General features: G+C 62.4%; 21 protein-coding genes. 15 read left to right on the top strand and 6 right to left on the bottom strand.

Annotated features, from left to right (window positions below):
- Nucleotides 1-24: 24 nt before the first annotated feature.
- Complete coding sequence (locus tag QQA12_RS08345; protein WP_082595159.1) at nucleotides 25-963, top strand: N(4)-(beta-N-acetylglucosaminyl)-L-asparaginase; 939 nt, start codon at nucleotides 25-27, stop codon at nucleotides 961-963.
- Entirely contained in the window at nucleotides 960-1,697 is a 738-nt protein-coding gene (locus QQA12_RS08340; RefSeq protein WP_226050448.1) for a copper homeostasis protein CutC, read from the top strand. Before QQA12_RS08345 ends, QQA12_RS08340 begins: the two co-directional genes overlap by 4 nt.
- A gap of 33 nt (nucleotides 1,698-1,730) precedes the next feature.
- On the opposite strand, the gene QQA12_RS08335 is transcribed toward QQA12_RS08340, so the two are convergent.
- Entirely contained in the window at nucleotides 1,731-2,099 is a 369-nt protein-coding gene (locus QQA12_RS08335; RefSeq protein WP_226050447.1) for a DUF3693 domain-containing protein, read from the bottom strand.
- A gap of 175 nt (nucleotides 2,100-2,274) precedes the next feature.
- Nucleotides 2,275-2,961, bottom strand: coding sequence for a hypothetical protein (locus QQA12_RS08330; RefSeq protein ID WP_233324844.1), 687 nt, complete (start codon nucleotides 2,959-2,961; stop codon nucleotides 2,275-2,277).
- An 89-nt stretch (nucleotides 2,962-3,050) separates the two neighbouring features.
- Between QQA12_RS08330 and QQA12_RS08325 the strand changes: the two genes are divergently transcribed.
- The 10 genes from QQA12_RS08325 to QQA12_RS08280 all read left to right on the top strand — a co-directional run bounded on the left by QQA12_RS08325 (nucleotide 3,051) and on the right by QQA12_RS08280 (nucleotide 8,843).
- On the top strand, nucleotides 3,051-3,209 hold the full coding sequence (locus tag QQA12_RS08325) for a hypothetical protein (protein ID WP_226050445.1): 159 nt from the start codon (nucleotides 3,051-3,053) through the stop codon (nucleotides 3,207-3,209).
- A 110-nt stretch (nucleotides 3,210-3,319) separates the two neighbouring features.
- Nucleotides 3,320-3,565, top strand: a complete 246-nt coding sequence (locus tag QQA12_RS08320) for a hypothetical protein (protein WP_226050444.1) — start codon at nucleotides 3,320-3,322, stop codon at nucleotides 3,563-3,565.
- Nucleotides 3,558-4,664 carry a replication initiation factor domain-containing protein gene (locus tag QQA12_RS08315; RefSeq protein ID WP_226050443.1) on the top strand — a complete coding sequence of 369 codons (1,107 nt, stop codon included), beginning with the start codon at nucleotides 3,558-3,560 and terminating at the stop codon, nucleotides 4,662-4,664. The genes QQA12_RS08320 and QQA12_RS08315 overlap by 8 nt, the downstream gene beginning before the upstream one ends.
- A gap of 39 nt (nucleotides 4,665-4,703) precedes the next feature.
- Nucleotides 4,704-4,991, top strand: a complete 288-nt coding sequence (locus QQA12_RS08310) for a hypothetical protein (protein ID WP_226050442.1) — start codon at nucleotides 4,704-4,706, stop codon at nucleotides 4,989-4,991.
- Between the two features lie 12 nt (nucleotides 4,992-5,003).
- Complete coding sequence (locus tag QQA12_RS08305) at nucleotides 5,004-5,213, top strand: hypothetical protein (protein WP_226050441.1); 210 nt, start codon at nucleotides 5,004-5,006, stop codon at nucleotides 5,211-5,213.
- Between the two features lie 12 nt (nucleotides 5,214-5,225).
- A complete protein-coding gene (locus QQA12_RS08300) occupies nucleotides 5,226-5,459 on the top strand; it encodes a hypothetical protein (protein WP_226050440.1) in 234 nt (77 codons plus the stop codon).
- Nucleotides 5,460-5,601: 142 nt separating this feature from the next.
- A complete protein-coding gene (locus QQA12_RS08295; protein ID WP_226050439.1) occupies nucleotides 5,602-7,008 on the top strand; it encodes a hypothetical protein in 1,407 nt (468 codons plus the stop codon).
- A gap of 1 nt (nucleotide 7,009) precedes the next feature.
- Nucleotides 7,010-7,300 carry a DUF2523 family protein gene (locus tag QQA12_RS08290; protein ID WP_226050438.1) on the top strand — a complete coding sequence of 97 codons (291 nt, stop codon included), beginning with the start codon at nucleotides 7,010-7,012 and terminating at the stop codon, nucleotides 7,298-7,300.
- A 1-nt stretch (nucleotide 7,301) separates the two neighbouring features.
- A complete protein-coding gene (locus QQA12_RS08285) occupies nucleotides 7,302-8,444 on the top strand; it encodes a zonular occludens toxin domain-containing protein (protein ID WP_226050437.1) in 1,143 nt (380 codons plus the stop codon).
- A gap of 51 nt (nucleotides 8,445-8,495) precedes the next feature.
- Complete coding sequence (locus QQA12_RS08280) at nucleotides 8,496-8,843, top strand: hypothetical protein (RefSeq protein WP_226050436.1); 348 nt, start codon at nucleotides 8,496-8,498, stop codon at nucleotides 8,841-8,843.
- Nucleotides 8,844-8,998: 155 nt separating this feature from the next.
- Here the strand turns inward: QQA12_RS08280 and QQA12_RS08275 are convergent, their stop codons facing one another.
- Nucleotides 8,999-9,355 (bottom strand): hypothetical protein, encoded by a 357-nt coding sequence (locus QQA12_RS08275; protein WP_226050435.1) that lies wholly within the window; start codon nucleotides 9,353-9,355, stop codon nucleotides 8,999-9,001.
- A 161-nt stretch (nucleotides 9,356-9,516) separates the two neighbouring features.
- A complete protein-coding gene (locus QQA12_RS08270) occupies nucleotides 9,517-9,780 on the bottom strand; it encodes a DUF3653 domain-containing protein (protein ID WP_226050434.1) in 264 nt (87 codons plus the stop codon).
- Between the two features lie 556 nt (nucleotides 9,781-10,336).
- On the opposite strand from QQA12_RS08270, the gene QQA12_RS08265 reads away from it, so the two are divergent.
- Both QQA12_RS08265 and QQA12_RS08260 read left to right on the top strand, forming a co-directional pair.
- The gene (locus QQA12_RS08265) at nucleotides 10,337-10,714 is read left to right on the top strand and encodes a hypothetical protein (protein WP_226050433.1); all 378 of its coding nucleotides are present in this window, start codon (nucleotides 10,337-10,339) and stop codon (nucleotides 10,712-10,714) included.
- Nucleotides 10,715-10,730: 16 nt separating this feature from the next.
- Nucleotides 10,731-11,141, top strand: a complete 411-nt coding sequence (locus tag QQA12_RS08260) for a hypothetical protein (protein ID WP_226050432.1) — start codon at nucleotides 10,731-10,733, stop codon at nucleotides 11,139-11,141.
- Nucleotides 11,142-11,513: 372 nt separating this feature from the next.
- Here the strand turns inward: QQA12_RS08260 and QQA12_RS08255 are convergent, their stop codons facing one another.
- Together QQA12_RS08255 and QQA12_RS08250 are read right to left on the bottom strand one after the other, a co-directional pair.
- Nucleotides 11,514-13,214 carry a serine hydrolase domain-containing protein gene (locus QQA12_RS08255; RefSeq protein ID WP_226050431.1) on the bottom strand — a complete coding sequence of 567 codons (1,701 nt, stop codon included), beginning with the start codon at nucleotides 13,212-13,214 and terminating at the stop codon, nucleotides 11,514-11,516.
- Nucleotides 13,215-14,018: 804 nt separating this feature from the next.
- Nucleotides 14,019-15,710, bottom strand: coding sequence for an EAL domain-containing protein (locus QQA12_RS08250; protein WP_226050430.1), 1,692 nt, complete (start codon nucleotides 15,708-15,710; stop codon nucleotides 14,019-14,021).
- 211 nt (nucleotides 15,711-15,921) lie between these two features.
- On the opposite strand from QQA12_RS08250, the gene QQA12_RS08245 reads away from it, so the two are divergent.
- Nucleotides 15,922-18,096 (top strand): methyl-accepting chemotaxis protein, encoded by a 2,175-nt coding sequence (locus QQA12_RS08245; RefSeq protein ID WP_226050429.1) that lies wholly within the window; start codon nucleotides 15,922-15,924, stop codon nucleotides 18,094-18,096.
- Nucleotides 18,097-18,103: the final 7 nt, after the last annotated feature.

The raw sequence follows: 18,103 nt of genomic DNA, 5'->3' as shown, positions 1-18,103 counted from the left end.
GCCGCCGCCGGCGCCGCGCCGCGCATGCTGGCATCGCCCATGGCCGCCAATGGCGCGCGCGTGGTGTCGACCTGGGATTTCGGCGTCGGCGCCAACCAGGCCGCCTGGAAGGTACTGGCGGCCGGCGGCAGCGCCCTGGATGCGGTGGAGGCCGGCGCCCGCTGGGCCGAAAGCGACCTGTGCAACCCGACCGTGGGCCGCTGCGGCAACCCCGACCGCGATGGCGTGCTTACCCTGGATGCCAGCATCATGGGCGGCGATGGCCGTTGCGGATCGGTCGCGGCGCTGAGCGACATCCTGCACCCGGTATCGGTCGCACGCCGGGTGATGGAACAGACCCCGCACGTGATGCTGGTGGGCGAGGGCGCGCAGCAGTTTGCCGTGCAGCAGGGCTTCGAGCGGCGCAGGCTGCTGACCGAGGACGCGGAACGGGCCTGGCGCGAATGGCTCAAGACCGAGCACTATGCGCCGCAGATCAACGCCGAGCGTCGCGGACGCCCGGGCGACAAGGACAACCACGATACCCTCGGCATCCTCGCCATCGATGCCAACGGACACATGGCCGGCGCCTGCACCACCAGTGGCATGGCCTTCAAGATGCACGGCCGGGTCGGCGACAGCCCCATCATCGGTGCCGGTCTGTACGTCGACAACGAAGTGGGCGCGGCCACGGCGTCGGGCATGGGCGAGGAAATGATCCGCAACGCAGCGTCCTTCCTGGTGGTGGAACTGATGCGCCAGGGACGCCCGCCGGCCGACGCCTGCCGCGAAGCCATCGAGCGGGTAGTGCACAAGCGCCCCGAAGCCAGCCGTACCCTGCAGGTGTGCTTCCTTGCCATGGACAGGAAGGGGGAAGTCGGCGCATACGCCCTGCATCGCGGTTTCGTGTACGCGGTATGCGATTCGCGCAGGCAGGACACGCTGCTGGATTCCCGTTCGGTCTACACCAGCGAGCAGACATGAGCGGGCGCCGCCTGCTGGAGATCGCGAGCAATTCGGTCGCCTCGGCGCTGGCCGCGCAGGCCGGCGGTGCCGACCGCATCGAACTGTTCGACAACCTGGCCCAGGGCGGCACCACGCCATCGCGCGGCAGCGTCGCCGTAGCCCGCGACCGCCTGCGGATCCCGCTGTTCGTACTGATCCGGCCACGACCGGGCGATTTCCATTACGACGCCCAGGAAGCCGAGATCATGCTGCGCGACATCGAAAGCTGCCGGCAGCTGGGCTGCGACGGCGTGGTGATCGGTGCGCTGACTGTCGATGGCGACATCGACGCTGCACTGTGCCGGGAACTCGTTGCCGCCGCGGGCCCGCTGGGCATCACGTTCCACCGTGCGTTCGACGCCGCCCGCGATCTGCCCGCGGCCATGGAGCAGGTCATCGGCCTGGGCTGCCAGCGCATCCTCAGCTCCGGCGGCGCCGCCAGCGCAATGGACGGCAGGCAGACGCTGCGGCAACTGGTCACCCGGGCCGGCGACCGCATCCGGATCATGGCCGGCGCGGGCCTGGATGCTACCAACATCCTCGCCGTGGCCAGCCAGAGCGGCTGCACCGAACTGCATGCATCCGCCAAGACACCACGTACGTCGGCCATGCGCCACCACAACCCGGCGCTGGTCGGCCTGGAGAACGACTGGGTGCAATCGGACACGGCGCAGGTGAGCGCGCTGCGCCGTGCGTTGGATCAGATGGGATGAGTGGACGGCGCGGTCACTACTGCAGTCTGGATTTTACATAATATACATTGACGTACTTTCAGGCTTCGTAAGCTGTTGAATTTGAGCAGCTTTTACATGTCCTGGCATCGAGGCTCCAACCATCAGCAAGAGCGCCACGGCGGTCGCTGCTAGCCGCTTCCAAAACGTCCGCTCGGGCGACGTAAGTGCGGCCTGTTTCATGATCTGAATCGCCGCCTTTTCCGGCTCCGGATGCCCCTGTATTCGCAGAGCATCAGCCACCACCCAGACCTGAGGCACACGGCGACCTTGACGGTAATGGCCTATGGCGCCGTCCGTTATGCCGAGCATTGGTGCGAGCTTCGAAAAGCTCTCTGCCCCAGCCGCCACGCGCGTCTTCTCGAAAAAATCACTCCAATCCATACCGGCTCGCCCTCTATCTGTACGGCCGTAGCCTACGACTGTTGACGCCTACGGGTGTAGGCAGATATAAAGCAGCTTCCGCCTACGCGTGTAGACGATCTCGCCCGCCCCTTAGGACAGTGGAGTGGGCTTCCGGGCAAATAGAGGGGGGGGTATGTACACGTGGCCGCTGTGCCTAACCATCAAGGAGCTCATCCTCCTCTTGCTTGAGCTTCATGGCTATTCGGCTCTTAGTTTTGTCGAGCTGCGCTCTCGTTTCGGAAAGAGCTCGAAGCATCTCAGGAAGCGGCGAAACTACATCGCAAAGCAACTCCCCCAGCTCTTCAATCCTCTCGATGTGGGTCAGGATTATGAAGCTCTCGCCTCCTCCGTTTTGGCAGATGTCAAGCAAATCCCTAGCCAAGTCACAAGCAACCTGCGATCGCAACCGACTAACCATAAGGCGCTCGCGCAGGCTGCGCGGGAAGTCCACCTCATCCTGGGCTGTCCATGGAGTGTCGCCCAAGCTATTCACGACAGAAATCAGATTATCTGTAAGCAGCCCTGGTCTCCCGCCAGAACGCTGAAAGTTGGAAAAGTACTCTCCCATCATTTCGACAGTCTTGTTCCACCTCCTAACAGCAGACAGCTTCGCCCCTACAGTCGTGAGCGCTTTTATGTTGTCCTTGTAGAGCAGCTGGCGTCGCTCGTGCAACTTCAATTGGTAATCGTTCGCTGCAAACTTAGTCGCCCCAAATCCGATCATCCACGTACCCAAAGCCGCGACCCAGTCTGCTGCGCTCCCTGGATTGTCGAAGATCATCAGCCCCCCAGGTCGAAGCCCCGCGATAACCACGGCACAGAGCACCATCAGTATGACCATGAAGACAATCGTGGTCGCCGAAATTCGCTTAATTCGTCGCTTTCGCATTGCGCCCCCCTAGGCGTCCGTTCCGTTCGGGAGATTCTGGCATGACGGCCGTCCTCCTGTTCCTCGCCTGCGCATTCGCCGTGATCGGCAGCGCTCGCCTATTCGTTGCCGTCCTGGACTACCGCGATGCCCGCGCCCTGGCTGCCTTCCGAGCCGAGCAGTTGGTGGCAACCGCGCGCCAGGAGGTGCGTCGTGGTTGACCTACCTGGCTGGATTCCCGGCGCGATGCTGATAGTGCTGCTGGTCACCCTCATTCCTCGTCTGATCGCGCTCTATGTCGCGTGGAGGGTAGGGCTCCGTGGCTAGCCGCATGTCGCATCTGGACGCCGAAGTCGAAGCCCTGCGCACGCTGCCGGAGATGGAGTACTTCATCGAGCAGCGCACGCCCGGCGGGGAGTGGCAGCGCAAGTGTCGCTATGGCGACAACCTGGACCTGCCTGTCTCTCGCGTCCGCTACTGGAACCGCCTCTTGCGCGGCCGCCGTCGCTTCCGCGTTGTCGCGGTCATCGGTGCCAGTCGCACGGTGGTGTACGCCGAAGGGGCCGCTGATGCTTGACGTACCCCCCTCCATCAGCAGCCGCGAGCGCGCCTTCTGGTCGCGTGCTGGTGCCATAGAACACCCCTTTTCACCGGCCGAGCCCTGCAACCAGCAGGACGCCGCAGGGCCGGCAGAGCCGGCTGGCCCGAGCAGTAACACGGGCCAAAAGTCTCCGAAGGGCAGCAGTCTCACCGCTCCCATCATCGATTTCTGCACCCTGGTGCTCGACTCGGAAAAAGCCATCCGGCTGTTCCGCAAGATGCACGCCTCGGATGTCCTGGCCTACGTGTTCGGCACGGCAGGTTCCATCGTCTGTGGCCCGATCACCGAAAAGCTCTGGAATTTCCGCTACGAGTACAGCGCCACGCTGATCGATGAAACGTCCAGCGTCTGCGGAAAGATCGGCCTTACCGCCAAGGGCGAGTACTGCATCAGCTTGACAGGGCAGGGGTGCCAGCACGTCCCCAACTGGCGCTATGTCGAGCGTGTTGCCCAAGACCTTGATGCCCACCTCACTCGTCTGGACATCGCTATCGATGACCTCACTGGCGAAACCTTCGATATCCATCGCTTCCACGATCTCTATCTCAACGGGGAATTCACCATGAACGGTCGCCCGCCCGAAGGCCGCTGGGTCGATGACATGGGCAGCGACAAGGGCTGTTCGCTGTACATCGGCCAGAAGGGCCACAAGCAGCTCAACGTCTACGAAAAGGGCAAGCAGCTGGGGGACCCCGAAAGTGGCCACACCCGCTGCGAGCTTCGGCTATACGCCAAGCGGCTCGATCTTCCCCTGGATGCGCTGAGCAATCCCGGCAAGTACTTCGGTGCTGCCTATCCCATGTTGGCCGAGTTCGTTATCGGCGAGTGCGAACGCATCGATCTCAAACGCCAGATGGTCAACGCATCGGCAAAGGCCATGTTGCGCTTCCTCTACAACCAAGCCGGGACGGCTCTGCAGCTGGTTCTGGAATCCCTGGGCGAGGAGAACGGCGTCGCCCTGATCAAGCAGTACATCGCCCGGCAAGGTCGCCCCGGTCGATACAAGTCATTCGTAGGCGACCTCCATGGCTTCGTCCGAACGCAACTGTCCGAATACGTCGACGCGGCCGCCTGATTTCGTCACTCGTTACCAATCCCATCCAAGGAGATACCCATGAAAGTCACCGTCACCTCCACCGCTGTCCAGGAAAAGCAGTGGCGCAAGGACAACCGTTCGGGCGTGATTCGCACGCAGGAGGCGGTGGCCGAGTGCCCCAAGTTCCGTCAGCGCATCAAGCTCGACCTGGGCAGTGCTGATGCCTATCCGGTAGGCGACTACAACTGCGACCTTGAGGACGCGCTCAACGTCAACCAGTTCGGCGATCTCAAGCTGGGCCGCCTGGTTCTCACGCCCGCATCGCGCCCGGCGTCTGCGCCGGCTCCCGTGGCCAAGGCCAGCTAAGCGGATACGGCCATGGAAGAGACCGTGCTGGTTGCCTACTGCAAGGCGTCTGACTACGACGCCACCACGGGTGTCTGCGCGGCTCCCTTCTATGGCCCAGCGTCCAGTTTCCCCCCGCCGCTGGACGCGGCCGAGGGTCTTGCAGTCAGTGGCTTGATCGCCGGCTGCTGGGCCATCGGCTTTTTCATCAGGCAGGGACGGCGTATTGCCGAACAAACCTAAAGAGGTCACACCATGGAGAAGTCCGTGAAGAAGTCTGCTTCCCGTTTCGCCCCCGCCAAGGTCGCCGCTGCGATCACCGGTGCCGCCACCGCCGTCATGGGCGGCTCCGCCTTCGCTGCCGGCGAAGTTACCGCCGCCCTCACCGACAGCATCGACAAGTCCGACCTGTGGACTGGCGGCGCCGTCATCCTGGGCGCTTGCGCGGTCATCGCGATGATCAACCTCGGCCGTCGCCTGGCGCGTTAATTAATCGGGCGTGCCGCCCGTGACCGTCGCTTGCGGCGGGTGCGGGCGGTGCGCCCGATCCACTTCTGGGGGTGCATATGGCATATGCAGGCTATTTCGTGATGATCGCGCTCCTTGGCGCGCTCTGGCTGGCGCTCGACTCGTGATCGCGCGCTTCCTTCTCCTGCTGGTTGCGTTGCTGCTCTGCGCGCTCTTTAGCGGCTCAGCGTCGGCGCAAACGGATCGTTGGGATGTGCTTTTTCAGTCCCAGGGCGAGGCCTATTCCGCATGCCTATCTGACTTCAAGGCTGCTCAGGCCAAGGCAAACTCGGTCTATCCAGGGCGTTATGACATTCCGTCCTGTAACGATCTCTCAAACCGATATTGGGGAGTGTACGAGTGCGTCGCCAGAAGCAGTTCTGGCAGGCCCGATTTCATGTGCCGCAACGAGACAAAGCAGTACTACTACTATCCCATCGACAAGACATGTGCCAACGAATCCGACTATACCGGCGCGCTGCCTTGGGCTTCCTATGTCGGCACCGTGACCAACGGCAGTATCGGCTGTCGCAGCGGCTGCGACGGAATATGGACTGGCAGCGGCGATGGCCAGACGGGCACCTGGACACCCACCGGCAGCCTTTGTCCAGCGGATCCCAAGGCCAACTGTGAGCAGATGGGCGCCCCGTACTACTGGAACGCCATCCTCGGCGTCTGTTCGCCTCTCGAGGTCGAATGCCCCGATGGTCAGGTGAAGGATTCCGGGGGCAGCTGCAAAGAAGCCTGTCCGAATGGCATGGTTCTCATGTCCGATGGAACCTGCAAGATCAAGGAGAACGAGTGTCCTCCTGGCAATGTAAAGGCCCCCTCTGGCGAGTGTCTGCCTGGCGAGGGGCAATGTGCCGCGGGTGAGGTCAAGGGCAAGGATGGCACCTGCAAGCGCGATTCTGACGGTGACGGCAAGCCCGATGATGGCGAGGATGAGGGCACGACCGATGAAACGTTTGCCGGCGGAGACAGCTGCAACGCCCCGCCTGCCTGTAGCGGCTCGCCCATCTTGTGTGGCCAGGCACGCATCCAGTGGCGCATTGATTGCAACACCCGCAGGAACCGAAACATCTCAGGTGGCGCTTGCTCTTCGCCGCCGGTCTGCACCGGCGAGAAGTGCGACGCCATGGAGTACAGCTCTCTACTCATGCAGTGGCGGTCTGCATGCGCTCTGGAGAAGCTCGCCGGCAAGGGCGATGGGGAAGGGGACGGAAGTCAGCCTGAGTGGACCAAGGTCACCGGCATGAGCCAGGACCCCGGTGCCGGCGAAGGTCCAGGCGACACTCCAACTGTTGGCGAGAAGGAGTTCTCCACCTCCGATCTGGATCAGTCCGGTTTTGGTGGTGGCATGTGCATGGGTTTTCCCGGTGGCGGCGGTTCCGGTGTAGTGGGGCAGGCCTACTCCGCGGAGTTCGGTGCTCCTAACCCTGAATGGTGTCTTCTCATTTCTCGGCTCCGCGCCTCTCTCATCGTCTGTGCCGCGGCTGTCGCCTGTTTCATCATTGCTCGCGGAGTCGCATGACATGCCCCAGATTCTTGGCGCCTTGGTGGCGCTCCTGTTCCAAGCTGCTCGTCAGTACCTGCCTGGCATCGTTGGCCGCATCCTCCTGGCGTTCGGTATCGGCATGTTCACCCATAAGGTGGCACTGCCAGCAATGAAGTCCTTCATCAGTGCGCTGCTGCCTTCCATGGGCCCGGTTGGCATGGCCTATTTCGAGGCCAGTGGTATCGGCGTGGCGATCACGCTGATCCTTTCGGCGTATGCCGCAGCGGTTGGACAGAAGGTCTTCATGGCCAAGTTGAAGGCGTCCTGACATGGCCCTGTACCTGGTTACTGGCCAGCCCGGTCACGGCAAAACGGCCTATGCCGTAGATCTCGCCTTCAAGTTCCAGAAGGAGGGGCGGACCATCTACTCCTCCGGCATCAAGGACTTCGATTACGAGAAGGCGGGGTGGCTTCAGCTCGCGGACCCCACCCAGTGGGAGCAGTTGCCAGATGGCTCCGTGGTGCTCCTGGACGAGTGTTACAACGTCTTTCCCAACCGCAACGCCGGCTCCAAGGTGCCGCCGCACGTCGATGCCATGGCGCGTCATCGGCATCGCGGTTTCGACTTTATCCTGGTCGCTCAACAGGGCCTTCAACTCGATCCGTTCCTGCGCGGGCTCTATGAGAGCCACGTTCACGTCCGCCAAAACTCGGTGTGGAAGCGGAAAACCAAGCTAAAGCGCTGGGATGCCTACCAGGGCGCAGTGAATGGCCCCTGTGCCGACGTGGTGGACTGGATCAGGCCTAAGTACGTTTTCGAGTACTTCACGTCTACCACTTTGGTCACGACCAAGCGCAGCATGCCGATGTGGATGCGTTGGGTCATCGTCGGCGTCGTGTTTGTCGTGGCCATGGCCTTCTACCTGAAGCATCGAATGCAGGCGCGTATCCAGGAGGCCGGGGAGGTTGCCACGTCAGCCGCATCACCTGGTGCTGTCGGTTCGGTCGCACCTGGTGCCGGCCCCTCTCCCCGGACATTTGCCACGCCGCTCGACTACGCCAAGGCGCACCTGCCGCGTTTTGCCACCATGCCCGAGACCGCTCCGATCTTCGATGATCGCCCGCCCGTCTCGCAGCCGGCGCTTTACTGCATGTCCTCGATGGGTGGGGTCGATGCCCAGGGCAATAGGCAGGAGCCGAGTTGTACGTGCCTGACAGAGCAGGGCACACGTTACGAAATCACCCAGCCTGAGTGCCGCACCGTCGCGCGCCATGGCCAGCCCTACAACCCGTACAAGATGCCCTCGGTTACGCCAGCAGCAATGCCCGCCGCTCCCGCCGTGCAGTCCTCAGCGCCGTCGTCTCCATCCTCGGCCATCGTTGGCTACAAATCGGGGGAGCGTGGTGACGTTTTCCCGCAGAACCCGGCCCAGACGATCGGCGGCTACACGGGGCCTACAACTACACTTTAGTAACGCGTTACTTTAATATTCCATGATCGGCAGCGCAAAAGGAATTTGGTCATGCGTGATGAAAAAGACCCGGGCACCCTGGACATGATCCCGGCCAAGCGTGGCCGGCCGGTGCTCAATGCCGATTTCGGTCCAATGACGCCGGCCGAGAAGCAACGCCGCTACCGCGAGCGTGTTCGTTCCAGGGCAAGGACGGCCACGAGTCAGGCGGCGCGCATGAAGCCGGGCGGTCTGAATCCGCTGGTGGACTACAGTGACGTGCAGCTGCTTGAGGCAATCCGTCAGCAGATGGATTTGCTCGCCGCTATGGAGGCTAGCGGGGGCAGGGCGAAGGATTCGACCAAGAAGCCCATCGGCGCCCTGGTCGGCGAGCTTGCCCGCCGCTATCCGCAAAAGTAACGCGTTACGAAAAGGAACAGGGCATGGATTGGAATTCTCCCGGGGCCATCGTCATGGCGCTCATCTTCATCGTCGCGCCGATCATCGGCATTGCCTCGGCTGAGGTTGAGCTCTTCATCAAACGCTGTCGTGCGCGGAAGTAACGCGTTACGGAATTAGCAGCGTTCCCCGGGCACGTTTTCCCAGCCACCTGGAATCTTCCGAAACGGCGTCCCATCAATGCAGCGCCAGGTGGCGCGCTCCTTCAGGTATTCCTCGGCGGCTTCCCGCCGTTGGCGGATCCGCCGAATTTGCTCCGCGTGGTCGTCGGCCTGAATCGCAATGGGCGGCGCTGATGCCGGCGTCACCTTCGGGCGGTTGAATCGAGCTTCCCATGCGGTCTGCGTGGCCAGGTGCTGCTTCACGCCGTACCCGGCCAATACCAGGATGGCAAGGCCTATCACCAGTAGCCAGGGAAAGCTCCAGCGCCGCCGCCCGATGGGTGGCAGGTACTCCGGCCGCTCTCGTTCCATGAATCCCCCTGTGCGTCGTCCTGGGCGCATTCTAGCGCCGGGGGTGGGGCAGAGCCCCACGGAAAACGCCTCACCCGCGCCTGGGCGGCCTTGGCCCCCGTCGATTCTGGTCCACCGGCCTTGGCGCGGCGAACCTCGCGCCATCATCCGCTGACGACCGCCTAGCCGGCACGGCCGAAGTGGCGGTCCCGCCAGTCGTCGAGCTCCACGATGACCACCTTGACCTTTGCGCCATATTGGCGCGCACGAGTACCGGCCTCGGCCTTGCGTCTGGACGCATAGCCGGCGCGGCGCAGCTCCATGGAATCGCGCCACGCCAGACCGCGCAGGCGCTCGGCGGTCATGTGGTCGCCATCGGGCGAAACGAGGTAACGGCCGTTCTCGGTCCAGCGCCAGCCGGTCCAGCTGTGGTTTCCATGCGTCATGCTGCAAGCTCCGTGTCCTTGGGGGTGCGGTGCCGGTCGACCAGACCAGCAAGCCACCACCGGATGCAGGAGCCGAGCCATGACCGAATGGCCACTGCGAGCTTTAACATAATATACATTATGCGAAATTACTAAGGCATCGCTCCTGCGCCGGCTACGCTGGATTTGGCTCTGGATCACCTCTTGCCTGTCGCAGAGTCAACCGTCCGATACGGAGATTGAGGCGTGAGCGACACCTACGAAATCGACCACAGGCCGCCATGCTGGCCTGCCGGCACACCTTGCCCGAACAGCTGCGCTCGCGACCACGCGCGGCACGTCCTGGACAACCACGTGCAGTTGCACGGGCCGTGGGCCGGTTGGCGACTCGCCGGCCGCGACCTTGTGACCCCCAGCGGCGAACGCATCCCAGAACGCCGCCTGCGCGTCCGCCCCCATCGGGTTGGCGGGCGGCGCATCAATCTATGTCTGCGTTGGAGGCGCACCTCTTTCATACGTCGACCCACATGGCCTGCTGCGCTTCCATCCATGGGTCAAGCGCCAATATCCGAACACCGTGAACTACATCAATGCCACGCGGGATCGGATGACGGCGACGAAGTACGAGGGATTTTCCCGCGCCGCGGACACCGGAAGAAAACACTTGGATGAGCTGCTGGACCCATGTGCCGGCCCGGTAGTGACGCCGGACCGGCTGAAACACGATCACGGAAGATACACGAATGGCTCCGGTGAACTCTTTGTGCACCGGAGCTACTTCGATAGATTCGAAGCCGGCGACCGAAGCCCCGAACTACTGGACATTCTCAATCGCACCATTGAGCATGAACTGGTTCACTTTTCAGAATACTTCTGGAACAGAAACAGAAGCACGATCGAAGAAGGCTGGCGTTATGAAAACATTGTCTACGGCACACCGATCCCGAGGAACTAATGCACGGGCGCTCTTCTTGAGTACCCTCTTCTCGCTATCTGGCATCAGTTGTTCGCGCCCGTTGACGGCTTCAATGGAAGAGATATGCCCACCTCTAGACTTGCTTGAGGCGGTCCAGCGTGATCCAGATATTAGGCTCTATGCAAATGGCTTCTTCGAAGAACCGAGGCTGCTGATCTACTGGCGCAACATGCCGACAGAACTGGAGAAATGCAGCAACGGCGGCGATCATCTACGCTTTGTCAGGCCCTCGAACCCAGGGATTTCGAAAGGCTCCGAATTCATCCTGATCGAACAAATGTACTTCGATGAGGACGCAGCATTTGTCAATGCGTACCTATACCCCTCCGGCAAAAATATCGATGCGTTCTTGCGGAAGAGAGATGGCCAGTGGCAGGTAACGCAAAGATCACTGTGGGAGAATTGATCAATTCCGGATTGGAGGCAGGAGCACCTAGCTATCGGCTGGGTGTTTCGCATCTTATGTGGCGCAGGAGGCAAGAATTCCTAGAGCCAGCCCAACACAAGCACACCGAAGGGCGATTACCAAGCGAAATGCACTATCGATTTCGTCCTGCCCGGCATCTCATCTCGGTGAGTATCGGGCTGATGGTATCGATAGTCTGGTCACTCATTGGATCAAAGTCCCCTTCAAAGTAGTGGGGAAGTGGGGCAGATTGAGTGTGGGAAGGGTGGCCTTGGCCACCCTTTTTTCTCGAACAATGCATGCCGTCTGCAGCCGCGCATAGCTACCTACACGTATCTCGGCTGAAGCCCCCTGACAGCTCGAGCCCAGGTTTCACTCCTTCCGAAAGGTCAATCCCAGGTAGGTCATGACCTCCCCCCCCGTATCGGTACCGAACGACACCGCATCGCCCGTCATGCTCGGGCCCAGGCCGCCGGTCCGTGCCTCGTCCGCGGCGACCGGCACCAACGGATAGGTGAACGTGCCCGTGTTGTAGCGGACCTGCAGCACCGGCAGGCCATCGTCCTGCAGGCGAACCTCGGCCTCGGCGATCTTCTCGAACCCCGGCATCGTGTAGCCGAACGGCCGGTAGCGGCCCAGCCGCTTCGTCCACACGGAGCCCAGCGCTTCGCCCGCGATGCGGTAGCCCAGTTGCCGCTCACCCTGCCCCCGGCGCCAGAACAGCACGTGATACGGCCCGATATCGCGGAAGTAGTAGAGATCGCCGTCCGCCTCGCCGGCGCCCTGCACGGCGAACACACCAGGCGATGTCTCGGTCGCCGGGTAGGTCTCGGCGTCACGCCGGATGGACAGGCCCGTCTCGGTCTCCTCCACCTTCGCGTAGCCGTTCTTCTGCGCGTAGTAACCCGCATGCCGCGAGCGGGGAATGGTGTGAGATACGGGCAATGGCGCCGGTTGCGGGACAATGTCCTTCACCGAAAGGCCATGGCCTTCCAGCCAGCGGAACGCGAACTGCTCGCAGACCGCATCGCTCCCCACCGTGTTGGCCAGGATGACCGCGGCCGTCCTCTGCTCCGGGATCAACAGCACCGCGGCATTGGAATAGAGCGTGCTGCCGGCATGGTAGGCGGCGAAGCGGCTGTCGTTGCGGAACAGGAACCACCCCAGTCCCTTCTTGTTGGTGTCGATGGGGATATCGGTCCGCAGGGTGAACATCGACCGGATCGTGGCCTGTTTGAGCAGAGGGGATGGCTCGCCGTGATATGCGCTCATCAGGGCCACCGCATAGGCGGCCAGGTCTTCGGCCGTGGAATAGATGCCGCCAGAGGCGATATCGCGCAGTTCAAAAGCTGCCGCCTCGGCACCGTCCGGCCCATAGGCCTTGCTCCGGCTGGCCGCATGCGGGTCGTCGGCGAATCCGGTGTTCTTCATGCCCAATGGCACGAAGATCCGCTGTTTCAGGTAATCCGGGTAATCGACGCCGCTGGCCTTGGCCAGCGCGTGCCCCAACAGGTTGTAGCCAGCGTTCGAGTACAGGCCCACGGTGCCCGGCGTATGCGCCAGTGCGGTCCGGTTGAGCAGCGTCACCACATCGGTATAGCGGGCCTGATCGCTCCGCATGTCGCGGAAAACGTCAGTCGGCACGCCGGAACTGTGGGTGATCAGGCGCCTGAGCGTGACCTGGTTGCGATCTTCGCCATGCGTGCGGATGCGGAACTCGGGCAAGTAGCGGGACAACGGCTGGTCGATATCGACCACGCCCTGCTCCTGCAACTGCATGGCCGCCAGCGCGGTGAACGTCTTGGTCACAGAGCCGATGCCGACCTGGGTGCCGGGTGTCATGACGACGCCGGCACTCTTGTCCGCATAGCCGAACCCCTGTTTCCACAGGACCTTGCCGTCCACGACCAACGCTGCCGACACGCCGACCACGCCGCTGTCCTGCTGGCGCTGCGCCAGCCACTGGCTGAGCTCCGCGATATCGGTGGATGCCTGCGGTCCGGCGCACCACGCCATCGCCGGCAGGGTCGACCACAGCACGGCCAGGAAAACGCCGATGTTCTTTGCTTTCATGGCGAGGCGTGTACTCCTTCAATAGGGGTTTGAGGCGCGTTTGAAAGCTCTGTTCAGGCACACTTCTGATCCCGAAGAACAAGGCCCAGATCTGGGACTCTTCTGTAGGTGAAACTGGCTTTGCCGGGCTGACCCGCCGAGCATCTTTCTGATCTGATGCCAGCCGTGTTCGCAACGCGTCCTGCGCTCTCGCCGGAAACTCTCAAAACCCGTTCATGACGGCCAATCGTAGAGTATGTCCAGTACTTGCCGATACGCTCAGGACGGCCTGCCAAGGAGCAGCCCGCCACCGGATGTGCAGGGAAGCAGGGAATCCATACACCTACCCCAGCCGCATACCGCCGCCGACAGCCTGGCGCCAGCTTCCCGGATCGGCGTGAGCCGAAACAACCCATGCAAGCTCCCCGCGCAGACCCGGTGCGGGGACGCCTCCACGCCGCCGCGACTGGAATGCATACAGGATGACGCACAGTGGGATTCATGGAACGGGAGCACCCGGAGCACCTGCCCGCATTCCGAATGGACCAGGTCGCCACGGGTCATCCTCGTGGAAACCCTGCCCTGCCCCATGCTTCGAGGCGGCGAGAAGGCCATTTCTATGGAAGGTGGCCTCATGCAGCTGTACCGGGCATTCCTGCGGGTGGCACCAGGGATCCGGTACGCGCCCATGATCGGTCGCAATGGCTGTGTGCGCCCCCCGTCATGCAGCCGGTCGCCCATGCCAACACGGCAGAAGCAGCTGGGGCGCGCAGCAGCCCCGGGCCGTGGTCCGCGCCGCTGCCTCAGAGGTTACCGGCGCCGTATCTATGAAGCCTTCACGGCATCATGCGCCACGACGACCTCCTGCCCGGCGCTCGCCGGCAAGGAGTCCAGAACCTGGGAAAAAGAGATGGGACGGCCAATGAGATACCCCTGGAGTTCGTCGCATCCGTGCTTCAACAGCCATTGGCGCTGCTCCTCGTCCTCTACGCCTTCCGCGACTACCTTCAGCCCGAGCCCGTGCGCAAGCCGGATGAGGGAGGCGCAGATCAGGGCCTGCCGGTCATTGACGAAAATCTGCCCGATGAACGTGCGGTCGAGCTTGATCACATCTGCCGGCAGACGATCCAGGTACGAGAGCGAATTGAAACCCGTACCGAAGTCGTCGATGGCCACATGCACGCCCATGTAGCGCAGAAGTGCGAAGCTCTTGCGCCAATGGGCATCGTCGTCGATAAGTGCGGATTCGGTGACTTCAATGCCGATACAGTCCGGCCGGATGCCATGCCGCTCACTGAACGCCAGCAGTTCGTCCGGCAGGTCTGCCAGGACGGAAGCAATGGCAGGTACGTTGACGGTGACCAGGCAATCCAGGCCACGCTCCCGCAGCGTGGTTACCACCTCGAATGACCGCTTCATTATCAGGCGTAGAAGCTCCTTGCTCAGCCCGACGCTCTCTACGATCGGAATGAACTCGGAAGGCGGTACGGACTCGCCATTCAACTGCCAGCGAGACAATGCCTCGTACTTCCGCAGGTGCGTGCCGCCGTCATTCTCCACAGCACGAACAATCGGCTGGAAATAGACTTCGATCTCCTCCTCGCGTATCGCGCGCCGCAGCTCAACGGCCAACCGCCGCCGGCGCCGGGAGCGCTCGCCAAGCGCGGCCGTGTAGACGGAGGGTGCGGCCGGATTGCTCTCCACTCGACGCAACCTTGCCGCAAGTCCGGCACACGCAATTATCTGCTCAGCCCGGCTTCCGTCATGGGGAAAGCGAGACAGGCCGCAGCGAAGATAGATCTGCCATTGGCTGCCCTCAGCAGGTACCGGCTTTTCCAGAAAATCACTGGCCTTGACCACCAGTTCCCGCAGGCTTTCCGCATGCGCACTGGCCACCAGGATGCAGTTGGGGGCCTGGAAGCCCCAGAGATCCCCTCCTCTTCCGGATTGCAGGAAAAGAATGACCTCTTTGGCGACAGTGAGCGCGACACTGCTGCCAAACAGCTCGGATACCTCCGTGAGCCCCTGCAGGCGCAGGCTGGCAATCTCGTAGTGGGATCCCAGCAGGCCGGCATCGAGCAAATGGGCCAGGGTGCCCGGATTGAGCAGGCCCGTAGCCGCATCATGCTTCGCCATGTGCTCCAGGGCGCGCGTCATCGATGTGAACGAGCTCACGTCCTCAACCAGTGCCAGGCGCAGGCCGCATCCAGGCGGCAACAGATCCACGGTGGTTACGCGGACGTCCAGTCCAGTGCCGTTCTTGGCCAGATGCTGCCAGACCCTCGACCTGTTCGCCTCGATGCGATCCTCGTTTTGTGCGAGCAGGGCCACCTCTGGACGATCCTCTGCCGGGCGTATATCCAGAATGGTCATCTGCTGAAAATCCGCCAGGCTGTAGCCATACAGATCGATGGCAGCCGCATTGGCCCAGACGAAGCGGAGGGTTGGTATTTCGTAGACCCACATCGGCAGTGGGCTGGCCTCGAGAAAGTGCTGGAAGTTTGAGGGATCGAACATTACAGCGCTCCGTCAATTGGCACCTGGGCCCAGGTCGAGCTGGCCAGAACAGCAGTCGGCTATATCCGGCAGCGGCCGCAGGCCGCTGAACTTGAGGCCTGGAAAGTGTCGGGGGAAATCCTACGACCATTGACGTAGCAAGGTTCCCATCCCGTTGCCGCTAATTACGACAACCTGGATGGCGAGCATTGGGCCCGCTGGAGAAAGCGAAATGAAAACGATACTCATGAGGCTCAGGGTGGGTGCGCGACTCGCACTCGCTTTCTCCACCCTGATCGTACTGGCAGCTGCAATCTGTGTATTTGCCATCCTGCAGCTGAGAAACATCCAGCAGCAGATGGATGAGGTGATCGGACGCAACCTGGCGGTAATTGAGCAATCGGCGGAAATGCAGTCGTCGAACGCGGCAATCATTGCCGCGATGGACATACTCACAATGGTCAAGGGCGAGGAAGAGAATCGACAGGCGCTTGCCGAGATCGAGGCCCGTCGCAAGCAGTACTCGGAATCTGCAAAGAAGATCGAGCAACTGACCACCGACGCAGAGGGAAAAGCGCTGTTGAAGCGCATCTCCGACGTGCGCGCCCAGGCCCGGCAGCACAACGATGAGGTCATCGCGCTTGCGCTGGCGGATCGGAATGAAGAGGCACAGGCGATGCTGCTGTCCAAGGCGAGGCCCGCGATGGCCGCGTGGCAGGCACTCCTGAAGGAGGCCGGCAACGCACATGGGCGCAAGGCTGTGGCTGCATATGAAGTTGCCAGGAAGGCGGCCAACCGGGCCAGGGCAGTGCTGTTGACCGCTCTGGGCGTCTTCGTGACCCTGGGGGCCATCCTGTCCTGGGCGATCACCCGGAGCCTGGTGCAGCCCCTCACTCGCGCGACCCGGGTGGCGCATGCAATCGCCGGAGGAGAGCTTCAGAACGACGTGGAGACCTCTGCGACCGACGAACCCGGCCAGCTTCTGCGTGCCATGGGGCAGATGCAGGATGAGATACGCAGGTTCTCCAGCGAGACCGGCCGGATGATCTCGCAACATGCGGGCCCCGATATCGCGCACCGGATGCCGACGGACTTCCCCGGAACGTACGGCGACCTGGCGAAGGGCATCAATACGATGATGTTCGAACACCTCGACGCCATCGTGGATGCCATCGATGTGCTCAACGCGTATGCGAAGGGCGACTTGAGCCGCGACGCGCGGCGCCTGCCTGGCAGCCGCGCGGTACTGCACGAGGCCATGGATGCCGCAAAAGCAAGCCTGATGGCGATAAACGAAGAGATCAAGCGACTGGCACACGCGGCGGCGGCCGGTGATTTCTCGGTCCGCGGCAATGCAGCCAGCTTCGATCATGACTTCAGGATCATGGTTGATGGCCTGAATGCCATGATGGAAGTCAGTGATCAGAACCTGGGCAAGTTGTCGGAACTGCTGCGTGCGCTGGCCGAAGGCGACCTGACCAACCGGATGGAGGGAGACTTCCAGGGCGTCTTCGCCACAATGCGGGATGACGCAAACGCGACCATTGTCCAGTTGGCGGACATCGTCGCCCAGATCCAGGCAGCGGCCCAGAGTACCGACACCGCGGCTACCGAGATCGCCACGGGAAATGACGATCTTTCACGGCGTACCGAGCAGCAGGCGGCGAATCTGGAAGAAACGGCAGCGTCAATGGAGGAGCTCACTTCCACGGTCAGGCAGAATGCGGAGCACGCGCGCCAGGCCAACCAACTGGCACGTTCGGCCGCCACGATCGCGTCGCAGGGGGGCGAGGTGGTGAGCCAGGTAGTGGAGACGATGTCGGGCATCGAGACCAGTTCCAAAAAGATGGCTGAAATCATCTCCGTGATCGATGGAATTGCATTCCAGACGAACATCCTCGCCCTGAATGCAGCGGTCGAAGCGGCGCGTGCTGGCGAGCAGGGGCGTGGTTTTGCCGTGGTTGCCTCGGAGGTCCGCACACTGGCTCAGCGCTCGGCCAACGCCGCCAAGGAGATCAAGCAGTTGATCGACGCGTCGGTGGAGCAGGTCGCGGACGGTTCGAGCCTGGTGCGCAGGGCCGGGACCACCATGGGCGAGATCGTCGGATCGGTCCAGCGGGTCACGGACATCATGGAAGAGATCTCCGCAGCATCCCAGGAGCAGTCTGCGGGGATCGAACAGGTCAACCAGACCATTACCCAGATGGACGAGGCGACCCAACAGAATGCTGCCCTGGTGGAAGAAGCAACGGCCGCAGCCCGTGCGATGGAGGAGCAGGCAGCCGAGCTGTCGAGGGCGGTGTCTCAGTTCCGGCTTTCCAGGACGACGACATCCGACGCTCGCCCCCCGGTAGTCGCGCATCGAGCACGCGCGCCACTGGCTTTCGTGCCCGCAGCGGCCATGTGACAACGTC

This window comes from Stenotrophomonas sp. 17(2023) (assembly GCF_030345315.1).
Lineage (GTDB): Bacteria > Pseudomonadota > Gammaproteobacteria > Xanthomonadales > Xanthomonadaceae > Stenotrophomonas > Stenotrophomonas acidaminiphila.
The sequence above is the reverse complement of the archived record's forward strand: the minus strand, read 5'-3'. Positions and strand labels throughout refer to the sequence as shown.

Coding starts and splice junctions, on each gene's coding strand:
- QQA12_RS08345 (WP_082595159.1), top strand. CDS start 25: ATGCTGGCATCGCCCATGGCCGCCAATGGCGCGCGCGTGGTGTCGACC.
- QQA12_RS08340 (WP_226050448.1), top strand. CDS start 960: ATGAGCGGGCGCCGCCTGCTGGAGATCGCGAGCAATTCGGTCGCCTCG.
- QQA12_RS08335 (WP_226050447.1), bottom strand. CDS start 2,099: ATGGATTGGAGTGATTTTTTCGAGAAGACGCGCGTGGCGGCTGGGGCA.
- QQA12_RS08330 (WP_233324844.1), bottom strand. CDS start 2,961: ATGGTCATACTGATGGTGCTCTGTGCCGTGGTTATCGCGGGGCTTCGA.
- QQA12_RS08325 (WP_226050445.1), top strand. CDS start 3,051: ATGACGGCCGTCCTCCTGTTCCTCGCCTGCGCATTCGCCGTGATCGGC.
- QQA12_RS08320 (WP_226050444.1), top strand. CDS start 3,320: ATGTCGCATCTGGACGCCGAAGTCGAAGCCCTGCGCACGCTGCCGGAG.
- QQA12_RS08315 (WP_226050443.1), top strand. CDS start 3,558: ATGCTTGACGTACCCCCCTCCATCAGCAGCCGCGAGCGCGCCTTCTGG.
- QQA12_RS08310 (WP_226050442.1), top strand. CDS start 4,704: ATGAAAGTCACCGTCACCTCCACCGCTGTCCAGGAAAAGCAGTGGCGC.
- QQA12_RS08305 (WP_226050441.1), top strand. CDS start 5,004: ATGGAAGAGACCGTGCTGGTTGCCTACTGCAAGGCGTCTGACTACGAC.
- QQA12_RS08300 (WP_226050440.1), top strand. CDS start 5,226: ATGGAGAAGTCCGTGAAGAAGTCTGCTTCCCGTTTCGCCCCCGCCAAG.
- QQA12_RS08290 (WP_226050438.1), top strand. CDS start 7,010: ATGCCCCAGATTCTTGGCGCCTTGGTGGCGCTCCTGTTCCAAGCTGCT.
- QQA12_RS08285 (WP_226050437.1), top strand. CDS start 7,302: ATGGCCCTGTACCTGGTTACTGGCCAGCCCGGTCACGGCAAAACGGCC.
- QQA12_RS08280 (WP_226050436.1), top strand. CDS start 8,496: ATGCGTGATGAAAAAGACCCGGGCACCCTGGACATGATCCCGGCCAAG.
- QQA12_RS08275 (WP_226050435.1), bottom strand. CDS start 9,355: ATGGAACGAGAGCGGCCGGAGTACCTGCCACCCATCGGGCGGCGGCGC.
- QQA12_RS08270 (WP_226050434.1), bottom strand. CDS start 9,780: ATGACGCATGGAAACCACAGCTGGACCGGCTGGCGCTGGACCGAGAAC.
- QQA12_RS08255 (WP_226050431.1), bottom strand. CDS start 13,214: ATGAAAGCAAAGAACATCGGCGTTTTCCTGGCCGTGCTGTGGTCGACC.
- QQA12_RS08250 (WP_226050430.1), bottom strand. CDS start 15,710: ATGTTCGATCCCTCAAACTTCCAGCACTTTCTCGAGGCCAGCCCACTG.
- QQA12_RS08245 (WP_226050429.1), top strand. CDS start 15,922: ATGAAAACGATACTCATGAGGCTCAGGGTGGGTGCGCGACTCGCACTC.